The sequence below is a fragment of the Dietzia maris genome (assembly GCF_014144855.1).
Lineage (GTDB): Bacteria > Actinomycetota > Actinomycetes > Mycobacteriales > Mycobacteriaceae > Dietzia > Dietzia kunjamensis.
Window position 1 is genome coordinate 1 of sequence record NZ_JAALDN010000030.1, and the last position, 13,583, is coordinate 13,583.

The window sequence follows — 13,583 nt, forward strand, 5'->3', positions numbered from 1 at the left end:
CCTCGACGAACTCATCGACCCACCACCCTTCTAGGCGGCTGGGTGGGCGCGGGCCAGTGAGGCGTGGCTCAGTAACCGGTGTAGCGCTCCGGCTCCTCGCCGAAGGTGAACCCGCGGCCGGAGATCTTCTCGGGCGTGATCTCGACGAAGTTGTACTTCAGAGTCGGGATCCAGGGTTTGAGCCCAAGTTCCTCCGCGCGGTTGATCTCCGCGAAGCTGTCGAGCCGTCGCGCCGTCCCGCGGATGACGATCGACCAGGCGTCGTCGCCCTCGATGTGGTCGACTTGGAACACGACGTCCGGATGGACCGTGATCCCGGCGAGCTTGGAGCCCTCCGCGGTGCGGAAGAAGAGCTTGCCCTCCGGGGAGAGCGCGTAGTTGACGGGGAAGATGTCGGCACGGCCCTCGGAGACGGTGACCAGGCGTCCCAGGGAGACGGTGCCCAGAAGCTGCAGACTTCGCGCCTCGTCGAATTCGGTGATCGGGTTGGCGTCCATGTCCTGATTCTCTCACCGCAGGGCCGGCGCCGGAACCGTTGTCGGAGACTGCCGCGTGACCGACCTCACTCCCCGGCGGCCACCTGCACACTCATCGTGTTTTCAGGTAACGAATTGGGGAAGGGTGATGCAACAACGTGGGGACGTCACTACGGTGGACACCGACTATGAACCCAGGAGAACGAGTAGTACCCCGTAACCCTGATTCGTCCGACGCGCTGTTCCGTGTGCCCACCGCGGCAGACGGAACCCGCATGTGGGAGATCGCCCGAGACAGCGGCGTTCTCGACCTCAACTCCTCCTATGCCTACGTGCTGTGGGGGGCGGAGTTCTCGGAGAGCTCCGTGGTGGTGGAGGTCGAGGGCCGGGTCGTCGGATTCGTCACCGGATTCATCCGCCCCTCGGAGCCGGACACGATCTTCGTGTGGCAGGTCGGCGTCGACGCCGACCAGCGCGGCAAGGGACTGGCGGCGCGACTGCTGCACAGCCTCATGGACCGGCTGGCCGAGCGCGGCGTGGTGCGCCTGCGCACCACCATCAGCCCGGACAACGAGGCGTCCCAGCGCACCTTCGGTGCCGTCGCGCGAGACCGCGGGATGACGCTGTCCGACGAGGACTACCTGAGCTCCGAACTCCTCGGCGAAGGTCACGAGCAAGAAGACCTGTACACGATTTCCTAGACGAGGGCGCGCGGGCCGCCCGGCCCGCCACCGTCGCCCGCCTCTTCACAAATGGAGTGATCTGAAGACCATGACCGAGTCCACGCACGACACCAGCACCAATACGGACATCTTCTCCGACCGCGAGTCGGAGGTCCGTAGCTACTCGCGCAACTGGCCGGTGGTATTCGACACCGCCAAGGGCACCACGCTCACGACCGTCGACGGAGACGAGTACCTCGACTTCTTCGGCGGTGCCGGCGCACTGAACTACGGCCACAACGACGACGACATGAAGAGCGCGCTGTTGGAGTACATCCAGCGCGACGGCGTCACCCACTCGCTCGACAAGTACACCGTCGCCAAGCGCGCGTTCCTGGAGACCTTCTCCTCGAAGATCCTCGAGCCGCGCGGGCTGGACTACAAGGTGATGTTCCCCGGGCCGACCGGCACCAACGCCGTGGAGTCGGCACTCAAGCTGGCCCGTAAGGTCACCGGCCGCGAGGCCATCATCAACTTCACGAACTCTTTCCACGGCATGACCCTCGGATCGCTGTCGGTGACCGGCAACTCGATGAAGCGCGCCGGTGCCGGCATCCCGCTGGTCCACGCCACGCCGATGCCGTACGACAACTACTTCGGTGGCGTCACCGAGGACTTCCAGTGGATGGAGCGCGTCCTCGTCGACTCCGGCTCGGGCATGAACCGCCCGGCGGCCGTGATCGTCGAGTGCGTCCAGGGCGAGGGAGGCATCAACGCTGCGCGCGCCGAGTGGCTGAAGGCCCTCGACGAGCTGTGCAAGCGCCACGACATCCTGCTGATCGTCGACGACGTCCAGATGGGCTGCGGTCGCACCGGCGAGTTCTTCTCGTTCGAGTTCGCGGGCATCAAGCCGGACATCGTTTGCCTGTCCAAGTCGATCGGTGGCTACGGCCTGCCACTGGCGGTCACCCTGTTCAACCGCGAGCTCGACGAGTGGACCCCGGGCGAGCACAACGGCACCTTCCGCGGCAACAACATGGCATTCATCACCGCCGACGTGGCGCTGCGCAAGTATTGGTCCGACGACACCCTCCAGAACCGCACCCTCGAGAACGGTCGCATCCTGCGCGAGCGCTTCTCCCCGCTGGTCTACAAGTACGAGGGAAAGCTCGAACTCCGCGGCCGCGGCATGGCGTTCGGTATCGCCTTCCTCGAGAAGCCGGAGCTGGCCGGAGAGGTCATGGCCCGGTGCTTCGACAAGAAGATGCTGGTCGAGACCGCCGGCCCGAGCGACGAGGTCGTCAAGTTCCTCGCCCCGCTCACCCTGACCGACGACGAGCGTGATCGCGGCATCGAGATCTGCTACGAGGCCGTCGACCACGTCCTCGCCCAGCAGTACCTCTGAGCGCCCAGACCACACACCCTCGACCCACGACCTCGCCGAGGAGGCCCCGCATGATCGTCCGTACCACCGCAGAGATCACCGACACCGACCGCCACATCAAGGGGAACAACGGCAACTGGGAGTCCAAGCGCATCGTCCTGGCCGACGACCGCGTCGGGTTCTCGTTCCACGAGACCACCATCGCGGCCGGCACGACCAACGACTTCCACTACGCCAACCACATCGAGGCCGTGTGGCTGACCCGTGGCAAGGGCACCCTGCGTGACCTGACCAACGACAAGGAGTACCCGCTCGAGGCGGGCTCCATGTACCTGCTCGACGGCAACGAGAAGCACCAGGTCATCGTGGAGGAGGAGATGCAGATGCTCTGCGTCTTCAACCCCCCGGTCGTCGGCGACGAGAACCACGACGAGAACGGCATCTACCCGCTCCTGCGTCTGCAGGACGACGGCTCGGTCGTTCGCGAGAAGTAGACTCCGGGTCGCTTCCGGGCCCTCCCCGGTCGATTTCGTCCAGTGCGGACGAAACCGGCCGGGGATTCTCGCGTTCTGGGGCAGTATCTGTACCCGTGCCCATCTTTGACACCCGTCCAGTCGCGATCATCGGGGCCGGGCCCTCCGGCCTGGCCGCAGCCCGCAACCTCGACCGCCAGGGCGTCGACTGGGTGGGCTTCGACCTCGCCGGAGACGTCGGCGGACTGTGGAACATCGATTCCCCGCGCAGCACGGTCTACGCGTCGGCCCACCTCATCTCCTCCGCCCGCACCACGGAGTTCGCCGAGTTCCCCATGCCGGCCGACACCCCCGACTACCCGGACCACCGCCGGTTGCTGGCCTACTTCCGCGACTTCGCCGACCACTTCGGCCTACGCGAACGGTTCCGCTTCGGCACCGAGGTGATCCGCGCGGAACCGGTGAGTGACGAGTGCGACTCCGGGTGGCGACTCACCGTGCGCGCGGTGGGTGGGAACGACGACGACGAGGTGGGCGCCGGTTCCGGGGCTGACGCCGGGGAGTTCTCGGCGCTGGTGATCGCCAACGGCACCCTCTCGGAGCCCAAGATCCCCCGGTTCGACGGCGAGTTCGCCGGCGAGCTCGTGCACACCAGCCGCTACAAGTACCCGCGGGAGCTCGCGGGGAAGCGGGTCCTGGTGGTGGGCGGCGGTAACAGCGGCTGCGACATCGCGGTGGACGCCGTGCACCACGCCGCGTCCGTCGACATCAGCGTGCGGCGCGGTTACCACTTCGTGCCCAAGTACCTCTTCGGCCGGCCCGCAGACACGATCGGCTCCGGCGGCCGGCCCCTGCCGCCGCGGCTCAAGCAGTTCATCGACTCGCGGGTCCTCAAGGCGTTCACCGGGGATCCGACCCGGTTCGGCTTCCCCGTCCCCGACCACAAGATCTACGAGTCCCACCCCGTGGTGAACTCACTGATCCTGCAGCATGTGGGGCACGGCGACATCGGTGTCCGGGCCGACGTCGCGCGGTTCGACGGCCACACGGTCCACTTCCGCGACGGCAGCAGCGGCGAGTACGACCTCGTCATGCTGGCCACCGGCTACGTGCTGGACTACCCGTTCATCGACCGCGGGCACCTCGACTGGGCCGAGGGTGCGGCCGCCCCGGACCTGCACCTCAACATCTTCCCGTCGGCCCGCGACGACCTCGCCGTACTCGGCATGCTCGAGGCCTCCGGCATCGGCTGGCAGGGCCGCTACGAACAGGCCGACCTCGTCGCCCGCTATCTCGCGGCACGCCGTGACGACTCACCGGCCGGGCGTGCGGCCCTCGCCGTCGTCGACTCCTCCCGGCGCGGTCCCCGCCCGGACCTCACGGGGGGCTACCACTACCTCGGGCTGGACCGGATGGCCTACTACGTCAACAAGAGCGCCTACCGCGGCGCCGTGACCGGGCTGGTCGCGCGCATGGAAGCGGCGGGTTCGGAGGCCGCGCAGACACAGGGGGCCGGCTCGTGAACGTCGACGACATCCGGATCGCGTTCGACTCCGGGTCCCTCACCACGCTGAAGATCGTCCTGGGGCTGATCCTGTTCGGCATCGCAATGGACACGCGGCTCTCCGACTTCCGGCTGGCGCTGCGCAAGCCCAGGGCGTTCGCGGTGGCCGTGGCCGCACAGTTCGCGCTGCTGCCCGCGCTGACGTTCCTGCTGACGCTGCTGCTCGGCGTGCAGGGGTCGGTCGCGCTCGGCATGATCCTCGTGGCGTGCTGCCCGCCCGGCAACGTCTCCAACATCCTCACCCACCGGGCGCGCGGCGACGTGGCGCTGTCGGTGTCGATGACCGCGGTGGGCAATGTCCTGGCGATCGTGATGCTGCCGCTGAACTTCGCGTTCTGGGGCCACCTGCACCCCACCGGCCGCGAGTACTTCGCCGAGATCTCCGTGGCCCCGTGGGACATGCTCAGCGAGGTGCTGCTGGTCATCGCGCTGCCGTTCGCGCTCGGGCTGACCGTGTCGCACCTGCTGCCGCAGGTCGCGGCGCGCACCCACCGCGTGGTGGGCATCCTGTCGTTCGTGGCGCTGGGCGGGATCATCGTGATCGCGGTCGCCAACAACTGGACGCTGTTCGTGGCCTACATCGGGGTCGTGGCGGTGGCGGTGTTCCTCCACGACGCTCTCGCCCTGGGCCTCGGGTACGGCATCGCGCGCGGATTCCGGCTCGACGTCCCTGCCCGCAAGGCCATGACGTTCGAGGTGGGCATCCGCAACGCCGGGCTCGGGCTGCTGTTCGTGTTCAGCTTCTTCGACGGACTCGGTGGGATGGCCCTCGTCGCCGCGTGGTGGGGAGTGTGGGACATCATCGCCGGGTTGGTCGTCTCCGTGGTGTGGGCGCGGCACAGCACGGCGAATGCCGAGAACAGGGAGGTCACGACGTGAAAGTACTGGTCACCGGCGGCAGCGGGTTCCTCGGCAGAGGGGTGGTGGCCGGACTCGCGGCGGCCGGGCACGAGGTCACGAGCGGCGACCTGCTGGTGCCGGACGGCCCGGGCGCCCCCGGGGTGCGGCACGTGCGCCTCGACGTGACCGACGCCGCCGCGGTCTCCGCCGCCGTGGCGGGCCATCACGCCGTCGTGCACCTGGCCTCGATCGTCGACCCCGACGGGATGGGGCGCCACGCCGCTTACCGGGTGGATGTCGACGGCTCCCGACACGTCCTCGACGCCTGTGTGGAACACGGGGTTGGGCGGCTGGTGGTGTCCTCGTCGGGCGCGGCCTACGGCTACCACGCGGACAATCCGGTGCCCATCATCGAGGATCACCCGGTCCGCGGCACCAGCGCCTTCGCGTACAGCCACCACAAGGCGCTCGTCGAACACCTGCTCGCGGACGCCCGCCGGGACCATCCGCAGCTCGAGCAGGTCGTGTTGCGCATCGGCACGATCCTGGGCGACGCCGTGGACAACCAGATCACCGCCCTGTTCCACCGACGGCGGCTGCTGGCCGTGCGGGGGTCGGACTCGCCGTTCGTGTTCATCTGGGACACCGATCTGGTGGCGATCGTCGTGCGCGCGGTGGGCGACGGTCCGCCCGGCACGTTCAACGTGGCCGGCACCGGCACGCTGACCATCCACCAGATCGCGGCGCGGCTCGGCAAGCGCACCCTCGCGATCCCCGAGCCGGTGCTCAAGGCGGTCCTCGCCGTGGGAAGCGCACTGCGGGTCAGCCGCTACGGGCCCGAGCAGACCGGCTTCCTGCGCTACCGCCCGGTGCTGGACAACACGCGTCTACGGACGGTCTTCGGCTACACGCCTGAGCTGACCAGCGCCGAGGCGTTCGACCGCTGGCTCGCGGGTCATCCCGACGCCCGCCGTGCGCGATCCACCGCGCCGGGCGGCCGGCAGGGCAGAATGTCCGGGTGTCGACCATCGTGTTCCTCCATGCTCATCCCGACGACGAGACGTCCCAGACCGCGGGGATGATGGCGCTTGCGTCCCGCGCCGGGCACCGGGTGGTGACGGTGTTCGCCACCGACGGCGATCACGGTGAGCGCCCCGAGCGCCTCGGACCCGACGGCGACCTGGTCGAACACCGGCGAGGGGAGGCCCGTGCGGCGGCGGCGGTGCTGGGCGTGGCCCGGATCGACTGGCTGGGGTACCGGGATTCGGGGATGACCGGGTGGGAGCAGAACGATCACCCGCTGAGCCTCCACAGCGCCGACGTCGACGAGGCCGCCGCGCGGGTGGCGCGGATCTGCGACCGCGAGGACGCCGACGTCCTGGTGGGCTATGACCACCACGGGAACTACGGGCACCCCGACCACATCGCGGTCCACCGGATCGCCCGGCGCGCGGCGGAGGTGGCCGCGCGACGTCCCCGCCTGATGGAGGCCACGACCAATCGGGACGCCCAGGTGGAGATGCTCGACAGCCCCGCCGCGGCCGAGTTCATGCAGGCTCTCGCGGCCGGCGGGATGGACCTCGACGCGGATCGGATCCGGCAGGCGATCCTCATCGGCGACGACGGACAACCGATCGGGGTCGCGGAGTCGGAGATCGCGTGGGCGATCGACCTGCCGTCGGACGTGATCGACCTCAAGCGCCGCGCGATGCAGTGCCACGCCAGTCAGACCAGCGACATCGGCATGATGCTGGCGTTCCCGCCGGACATCTACGCCGCGGCCTTCGGCACGGAGTACCTCATCGAGCCCGACGCGAGTGGGTCCGGAACGGACGTGCCGATGCGGCGCGGGTGGCCGTTCGGCTAGCTCAGGGCAGGTCGAGCGCGCGGACCCAGTCGCCGTGGCCGTGCGCCGTGGCCAGGGGGCGACCGTTGACGGCGACGACGAAGATGCCCTTGTGTCGACGGAGCGACTCCGGGACCTGCTCGGCGACGTCGGGCAGGAGGGTCACACCCTCGACCGAGATCCACACACAGTCCAGCTCGGTGACCCGGCGGACGAACTCGGCGCGGGCCGGCGGCTCGAGGTAGCCGAGTACCGCGGTGTGGAACACCACCGGTGTCGATCCCGCGGGACACGCGGCGACGGAGGCCTCCAGCTCCTCGACCAGGTCGCCGGCGATGATCTGCGGCGGGTCGGCGGCCGCGATGTCGAGCGCGGCGTCCAGGCGGGGCACGCGCTCGGCCTGCTGTCCGGGCCAGACCAGGCTGCGTAGCCAGTCGCGGGAATCCGGGTCGGCTGGATCGATGGGGGAGAGGTCGACGCCGCCCCGGTGGACGACCTCCGGCAACGCGCGGGGCAGCGGGACGCCGTCGCGCAGGTCGCAGTCCAGGACCGGGGGCGCCGCGGGAGAGTCGACGATTGCGGGCGTCAGCTCGCGGGTGACGCCGCCGTTGAGCGTGTACCGGTAGGCGTAGCGGTCCGGGTAGAGGCACAGGCCGGCGGAGGCGCCCATCTCCACCAGCGAGAGCGGTCCGGGCAGCAGGGACAGGAACGGCAGGAGCACCGCGCAGCGCTTGGCCTCGTTGGTCTGCGTGGAGTGCGTGAGCGCGATCTGTTCGATCCCCGGCCAGTGTTCGTGGACGAAGTCGCGGAAGGCCGGGTAGTCCTCGGTCTCGGGCGCACCGGCGTGACGGGCGGCGGCGAAGAACAGTGCCGGCTGACGCTTGATCCGGGGCAGCGAGGCGATGAGGTCGCTGGTGTCGGGGTCGTCCGCGATGCCCCGGGCCCAGGAGAGGTACACCGGGGTGCGTCCGCGGACCTCGAACTCGGCGAAGTCGGAGTAGCGGGCGGGGACGTCGTCGACGTGCGCGGAGTCCATGGTGCCCAGCGTCGCACACCCCTTGTCGGGAGGAGGGCTGGCCTGGCCACATCCCACCCGGTATGTTGGTGATGCATCAATAACCTCACGCCGATCTCTGGAGGCCCTCATGGCTGCCGACACCGACTTCACGCCCGCCAGGAACGCCTCGACCGACGGTGAGTTCGTCCGCGACGCCACCTACATCAACGATCGCGTGGTGGCGGACGTACCGGCCGGGTCGGAACCGGTGGGGGACAGGGTGGGCGAGATGCGGTGGCCGGTGGAGCCCGGCCGCTATCGACTCATGGCCGCCCGCGCCTGCCCGTGGGCCAGTCGCACCATCATCGTGCGCCGACTCATGGGACTCGAGGGCGTCATCTCGATGGGCCTCGCGGGCCCCACGCACGATGTCAACTCCTGGGTCTTCGACCTCGACCCGGACGAGCGCGACCCGGAGACCGGTCTGCACCGTCTGCAGGAGGCCTACTTCAACCGGATCCCCGACTACCCGCGCGGCATCACGGTCCCCGCGCTGGTCGATCTGCCCACCAAGTCGGTGGTGACCAACGCCTATCAGAAGCTCAACTTCGATCTCCTCTCCGAGTGGACGGCCTTCCACCGCGAGGGCGCCCCGGACCTGTACCCGGCCGAGCACCGGGACGAGATCGACGAGCTGGACTCGTGGATCTACCCCACCGTGAACAACGGCGTGTACCGCTGCGGATTCGCGGCGGACCAGGACGCCTACGAGCAGGCGTACGACGAGCTGTGGGAATCGCTGGACCGGCTCGAGGAGCGGCTGTCCACGCGCCGCTACCTCGTCGGCGACACGATCACCGTCGCGGACATCCGGTTGTTCACCACACTGGTCCGCTTCGACGCGGTCTACCACGGCCATTTCAAGGCCAACCGCAACAAGATCTCCGAGATGCCCGCGCTGTGGGGCTACCTGCGGGACCTGTTCCAGACCCCCGGTTTCGGTGACACCTGCGACTTCCCGCAGATCAAGGAGCATTACTACGACGTCCACCGGGACGTGAACCCCACCGGTGTGGTCCCCAAGGGGCCGGACCTGTCCGGTCTGCTCACCCCGCACCACCGCGAGGAACTGGGCGGTCGACCGTTCGGCGACGGCACCGCACCCGGGCCCATCGAGGACCCGGCGGAACGCATCGCGGAAGGCCACGGCGCGGCCTGAGAGGGCGGTGAACGCCTAGACTCATCGCCTGTGACCCCAGCCCTCCCCGAACCCGGCCGCTACCGTCGTGGCGCCCGACAGTTCCTCATGTTCGGGATCGTGGGTGGCTCCGGCATGGTCGTGAACATGATCGTCACGGTCCTGATGAACAAGGCCAACGGCGGGACACAGAACGCCCAGGACATCCTCTTCCCGCTCGGGGGGACGGAGTTCAACTTCCGGTTCACCACGCTGGTGTGGATCGTGGCCTTCCTCGTGGCGAACGTCTACAACTTCCTGCTCAACCGGCACTGGACGTTCGGCAAGGGGCACAAGGCGCCGCCCTGGCAGGAGTTCTGGCCGTTCCTCGTGGTGGGGTCGGTGGCGGCGGCCGCGGGTATCTTCATCAAGCTCGCGTTCACCAACCCCACCAGCCCGTTCTACCTACCGGAGCCGCTGTTCCACGAGGACGCCGGGATCAGCTCCCGTGAGTACTGGAGTCAGCTGCTGACGATCCTCATCACGATGCCGATCAACTTCATCGTCAACAAGCTCTGGACGTTCCGGGCGGTGCGCAACCGTCATCACGCGCGTTCCACCACGGATGCGTCGGACGCGGCCGACGCGGTGGTCTAGGCCCCGCCGTGGAGTCCTCGCCGCTGGTCCTGTGGTTCGACCTGATGGGTGTGTTCTTCTTCGCCCTGTCCGGGAACCTGCTGGCGGCGCGGAAGGACATCGACATCACCGGTGGCCTCGTGCTGGGGCTTCTCGCCGGTCTCGGTGGCGGCATCATCCGTGACGTCCTGCTGGGGGTCACCCCGCTCGCGCTGTCGGAGCCGATCTACCTGGTCGCGCCCGTGGTCGCGGCGGCGGTCGTGTACCTGCTCGGTTCGCTCATCCACCGCGTGCAGACCCTGATCGTCGCGTTCGACGCCGCGGGCCTAGGGCTGTTCTGCACCTTCGGCACCGCGCGGGCGCTGGATCACGGGATGCCGGTCGCGTCGGCGCTGCTGCTCGGGGTGGTCACGGCGGTGGGCGGCGGGTTGCTGCGGGACGTGGTCGCCAACGAGATCCCCGCGGTGTTCAGCGGCTCCAACCTGTATGTCATCCCGGCGGCGACCGGTGCCGCCCTGACGGCCCTCGCCGTGGCCACCGACACCTGGGGGCCGATCGCCGCGACCGTGTTGTCCTTCCTCGTGTTCGCGTTCCGCATGGTCGCGTGGTGGCGACAGTGGCGTGTCCCGGCACCGGTGCGGAGCTGGACCGTGCGGGACCTCGACGTGCTGCGGCGCCGCGAGCGGTCGGTGTTCGGCCGCCCGCGCCGGGAGGGGAGCTCTGCCGGCGAGCGGGACGACGGCGAGCGGGACGACGGCGAGCGGGACGACAACGAGGGCCGCGACCGCGACGACGACGCTGATCCCGACGGCCTCCGAGACTTCCGGCCGGGCCGACGTCGGTAGGGTTGTCCGGTGCAGTACTACCTCAGCCTGCTGGGTTTCGCGGCGATCGATTCGCTCAACCTCCTGGCCTTCGCCGTCATCGCGGGCCTGTGGCTGACCTCTGCCGGACGCGGGGTCGCGTTCGCGCCGCGGGCCGCACGGTTCACCGGCGGCGCGTTCTGCGGCATCGTGCTGCTCTCGCTGATCTCGGTGTGGGTGATCGGCAACAACCAGGAGTTCGTCCGCAGCCTGTTCTACAACCTGTGGGCGATGGTCGCGCTCGGCGTGGTCGGCCTCGTCATCACGGTCATGGGGTTGCGGCAGCCCGCCGAGGCCAAGGAGGAGAGCGTCGAGGCGCCGCTGACGCAGAACATCCTGCAGAAGTTCGGGATCATGGCCACGGGTGTCGCCCTGGGCGTCATCCAGTCCGGGACGTCGGCGCCGTTCGCCGCGGGGATGGTGCTCATCTCCTTCGCCGAGACCCCGTGGTGGTCCAAGCTGCTGCAGATCCTGTTCTTCGCGATCATCGCGATCCTGCCCAGTGCCGGGTTGATCGTCGCCCTGGCGCGGGTCCGGTCGGGCGGGATCACCGCGGCCACCCGCCGGATCGACCGGTTCCTGTCGTACGGCCGCGTGGCCGGGCGCGTGCTCACCCTCGTGGTGGGTGTGGCGCTGCTGGTCCTGGCTCTGGTGCGGATCGTCCAGCTCACGGGCGTGCTGTCGTAGCGCGGTCCTAGGGTGGCGGGCGACCGCCACACGGGTGGTCCGATGAACCCGGGAGACCCCATGCAGACCCAGCCCCAGACACAGATCCAGACCCGGAACCAGACCCAGAACCACGCCTCCGCCGCCGGCACGGTGCTCTGCGAGGACGGACTGAGGCGACCTCCCTGGGCGGCGCGCGACCCCCTGCTGCGGGAGTACTACGACACCGAGTGGGGCGTGCCCGTCCGCGACGAGGCCGGCCTGTTCGAGCGGCTGGTCCTCGAGGGATTCCAGTCCGGGCTCAGCTGGGTGACGATCCTGCGCAAGCGCCCGGCCTTCCGGGAGGCGTTCGCGGGGTTCTCCCCGGACGCCGTCGCCGCCTTCACCGAGGACGACGTGGCCCGGCTCATGTCCGACGAGCGGATCGTGCGCAACCGCCGGAAGATCGACGCCGCCATCGCCAACGCGCGTGCAGTGGTAGCCCTGCGGTCCGAGGGCGGGCTCGGGGAGCTGATCTGGTCGTACCGGCCGGCGACCACCCCGCAGCCGCGGACCGCGGACGAGGTACCCAGCCGCTCGCCGGAGTCGGAGGCGCTCGCGAAGGAGCTCAAACGACGGGGTTTCAGCTTCGTGGGACCGGTGACCGTCTTCGCGCTGATGGAGGCGATCGGGGTGGTCGACACCCACCTGGTGGATTCGCACCGTCGCGGATCCTCGGGCGTGTGGACCGGGGGCGCGGCGACTCCGGAGGGCGCGGGCTGACCGGTCAGCCGGGTGGCCCCGGCAGTGCGGGCAGTCCGGCGCGGGGGGCGAGGTCGGGGATCGGTGCGGACAGTGCGGCGGCGCCCTCGACCTGCCCGGTGGCGGGGCCGCCCACACAGCCGGGGATCCCGCGCAGTGCCGCCATGCGCATCAGGGAGCGGTCGAGGGCCTGTCTGCTCAGCGCGCCATTGGCCAGGGCCTGTTCGACGGCGTCCAAGGCCTCGCCGATCCCGGCCGTGGTGATCCACAGCGGGGAGTCCGCGCCGGCGATGAGCGACTCGGCGACCGCCCGGGGCAGCGGGAAGGCGTCGGTGACCGCGCGCATGCCGGACAGGTCGTCGGTGAAGATCGGTCCGTCGAACTGTTGAGCCCCGTAACCGTGGCCCTCCCGCAGGAGTCGGTACGCCGCCGGTGAGAGCGAGGCCGGACGGTTCACCCCGGTCAGTCCGGGCACCTGCTGGTGGCCCAGCATCATGCCGGCGCCGGGGGTCCCGGCGAGTTCGGCGAACGGGTGCAGGTCGTGAGGCACGAGCTGGTCCAGGGGTGGCACGGTCACCGACTGGTGGTGGCTGTCGCCGGAGGAGCGGCCGTGGCCGGGGAAGTGCTTGAAGACCGGGGCCACACCGGCGTCCTGCAGTCCGGTCGCGAACGCGCGGGCATAGCGCACCACGCGGGCCGGATCGGGGGAGAAGGAGCGGTCCCCGATCACGGCACCGTCCGGTTGCGCGGACACGTCGACCGAGGGGGCGAAGTCGACGGTCACGCCCATCCCGCGCAGGAACTCGCCGCGCGCGCGGGCCGCCGACCGGACCTGCTCCGGACTCATGGTGGCCGCCATGACCCGGGCGGACGGCAGCGGGCCGGCGTAGGGGGCGATGCGGGACACGCGGCCGCCCTCTTCGTCGATCGCGACCAGCAGCGGGAGGGGACTGTCCTGCTGGAGACGGGCGAGCGCGTCGCCCGAGACCACCTCGCCGACGACGCCGCCACCGAGGAAGATCCCTCCGATCTTGTGTTGCTCGACCGCCTGCCGGGCGTCTGCCATCGAACTCACGCCGACGGTGAACAGTTGCGCGATCCGCTCCCGCTGGCTCAGTGAATCCAGGGGCGACTCGCACGGCGGTGCAGGTGGCGGCGCGGGCGGCGCAGCGCCAGCCGCTGTCGCTGCCGGGGTGGCCGCAGCGCTGACGGGGGCCGGGTCCGCGGGTTCGTCGTCCGAGCACCCGCTCATCGCCAG

15 protein-coding genes are annotated in these 13,583 nt (G+C 69.7%); 12 read left to right on the forward strand and 3 right to left on the reverse strand.

Features of this window, described 5'->3' with window-relative positions; genetic code table 11:
* Positions 1-68: 68 nt before the first annotated feature.
* Positions 69-497, reverse strand: coding sequence for a pyridoxamine 5'-phosphate oxidase family protein (locus tag G6024_RS00915; protein WP_159147613.1), 429 nt, complete (start codon positions 495-497; stop codon positions 69-71).
* A 167-nt stretch (positions 498-664) separates the two neighbouring features.
* Between G6024_RS00915 and ectA the strand changes: the two genes are divergently transcribed.
* The 7 genes from ectA (at position 665) to G6024_RS00950 (ending at position 7,266) form a co-directional block, all read left to right on the forward strand.
* Positions 665-1,177: a diaminobutyrate acetyltransferase gene (ectA, locus tag G6024_RS00920; RefSeq protein ID WP_067715900.1), complete on the forward strand. Its 513-nt coding sequence runs from the start codon at positions 665-667 to the stop codon at positions 1,175-1,177.
* Between the two features lie 70 nt (positions 1,178-1,247).
* Positions 1,248-2,543: a diaminobutyrate--2-oxoglutarate transaminase gene (ectB, locus tag G6024_RS00925; protein ID WP_159147614.1), complete on the forward strand. Its 1,296-nt coding sequence runs from the start codon at positions 1,248-1,250 to the stop codon at positions 2,541-2,543.
* 50 nt (positions 2,544-2,593) lie between these two features.
* A complete protein-coding gene (locus G6024_RS00930; protein ID WP_067715905.1) occupies positions 2,594-3,016 on the forward strand; it encodes an ectoine synthase in 423 nt (140 codons plus the stop codon).
* Positions 3,017-3,111: 95 nt separating this feature from the next.
* Positions 3,112-4,518 (forward strand): flavin-containing monooxygenase, encoded by a 1,407-nt coding sequence (locus G6024_RS00935; RefSeq protein WP_235027707.1) that lies wholly within the window; start codon positions 3,112-3,114, stop codon positions 4,516-4,518.
* A complete protein-coding gene (locus G6024_RS00940) occupies positions 4,515-5,438 on the forward strand; it encodes a bile acid:sodium symporter family protein (protein ID WP_159147615.1) in 924 nt (307 codons plus the stop codon). Before G6024_RS00935 ends, G6024_RS00940 begins: the two co-directional genes overlap by 4 nt.
* Positions 5,435-6,481, forward strand: a complete 1,047-nt coding sequence (locus G6024_RS00945) for an SDR family oxidoreductase (protein ID WP_159147616.1) — start codon at positions 5,435-5,437, stop codon at positions 6,479-6,481. Before G6024_RS00940 ends, G6024_RS00945 begins: the two co-directional genes overlap by 4 nt.
* The gene (locus G6024_RS00950; RefSeq protein WP_159147617.1) at positions 6,418-7,266 is read left to right on the forward strand and encodes a PIG-L deacetylase family protein; all 849 of its coding nucleotides are present in this window, start codon (positions 6,418-6,420) and stop codon (positions 7,264-7,266) included. The genes G6024_RS00945 and G6024_RS00950 overlap by 64 nt, the downstream gene beginning before the upstream one ends.
* A gap of 1 nt (position 7,267) precedes the next feature.
* Here the strand turns inward: G6024_RS00950 and G6024_RS00955 are convergent, their stop codons facing one another.
* Positions 7,268-8,281, reverse strand: a complete 1,014-nt coding sequence (locus tag G6024_RS00955; protein ID WP_159147618.1) for a DUF2332 domain-containing protein — start codon at positions 8,279-8,281, stop codon at positions 7,268-7,270.
* Positions 8,282-8,390: 109 nt separating this feature from the next.
* Between G6024_RS00955 and G6024_RS00960 the strand changes: the two genes are divergently transcribed.
* The 5 genes from G6024_RS00960 to G6024_RS00980 are packed head-to-tail and all read left to right on the forward strand — an operon-like array spanning position 8,391 to position 12,346.
* On the forward strand, positions 8,391-9,461 hold the full coding sequence (locus G6024_RS00960) for a glutathione S-transferase family protein (RefSeq protein WP_067715913.1): 1,071 nt from the start codon (positions 8,391-8,393) through the stop codon (positions 9,459-9,461).
* Positions 9,462-9,491: 30 nt separating this feature from the next.
* Positions 9,492-10,076, forward strand: coding sequence for a GtrA family protein (locus G6024_RS00965; protein ID WP_083249815.1), 585 nt, complete (start codon positions 9,492-9,494; stop codon positions 10,074-10,076).
* Positions 10,077-10,084: 8 nt separating this feature from the next.
* The gene (locus G6024_RS00970; RefSeq protein WP_067715918.1) at positions 10,085-10,900 is read left to right on the forward strand and encodes a trimeric intracellular cation channel family protein; all 816 of its coding nucleotides are present in this window, start codon (positions 10,085-10,087) and stop codon (positions 10,898-10,900) included.
* A gap of 9 nt (positions 10,901-10,909) precedes the next feature.
* Positions 10,910-11,605 (forward strand): hypothetical protein, encoded by a 696-nt coding sequence (locus G6024_RS00975; protein ID WP_069390142.1) that lies wholly within the window; start codon positions 10,910-10,912, stop codon positions 11,603-11,605.
* 60 nt (positions 11,606-11,665) lie between these two features.
* Positions 11,666-12,346: a DNA-3-methyladenine glycosylase I gene (locus tag G6024_RS00980; RefSeq protein WP_159147619.1), complete on the forward strand. Its 681-nt coding sequence runs from the start codon at positions 11,666-11,668 to the stop codon at positions 12,344-12,346.
* 4 nt (positions 12,347-12,350) lie between these two features.
* On the opposite strand, the gene G6024_RS00985 is transcribed toward G6024_RS00980, so the two are convergent.
* On the reverse strand, positions 12,351-13,577 hold the full coding sequence (locus G6024_RS00985) for a glycoside hydrolase family 3 N-terminal domain-containing protein (RefSeq protein WP_478213465.1): 1,227 nt from the start codon (positions 13,575-13,577) through the stop codon (positions 12,351-12,353).
* Between the last annotated feature and the right edge of the window lie 6 nt (positions 13,578-13,583).

What these genes read in the sequence shown, in the direction of transcription:
- G6024_RS00915 (WP_159147613.1), bottom strand. Translation starts at nt 497, where the DNA reads ATGGACGCCAACCCGATCACCGAATTCGACGAGGCGCGAAGTCTGCAG.
- ectA (WP_067715900.1), top strand. Translation starts at nt 665, where the DNA reads ATGAACCCAGGAGAACGAGTAGTACCCCGTAACCCTGATTCGTCCGAC.
- ectB (WP_159147614.1), top strand. Translation starts at nt 1,248, where the DNA reads ATGACCGAGTCCACGCACGACACCAGCACCAATACGGACATCTTCTCC.
- G6024_RS00930 (WP_067715905.1), top strand. Translation starts at nt 2,594, where the DNA reads ATGATCGTCCGTACCACCGCAGAGATCACCGACACCGACCGCCACATC.
- G6024_RS00955 (WP_159147618.1), bottom strand. Translation starts at nt 8,281, where the DNA reads ATGGACTCCGCGCACGTCGACGACGTCCCCGCCCGCTACTCCGACTTC.
- G6024_RS00960 (WP_067715913.1), top strand. Translation starts at nt 8,391, where the DNA reads ATGGCTGCCGACACCGACTTCACGCCCGCCAGGAACGCCTCGACCGAC.
- G6024_RS00980 (WP_159147619.1), top strand. Translation starts at nt 11,666, where the DNA reads ATGCAGACCCAGCCCCAGACACAGATCCAGACCCGGAACCAGACCCAG.
- G6024_RS00985 (WP_478213465.1), bottom strand. Translation starts at nt 13,577, where the DNA reads ATGAGCGGGTGCTCGGACGACGAACCCGCGGACCCGGCCCCCGTCAGC.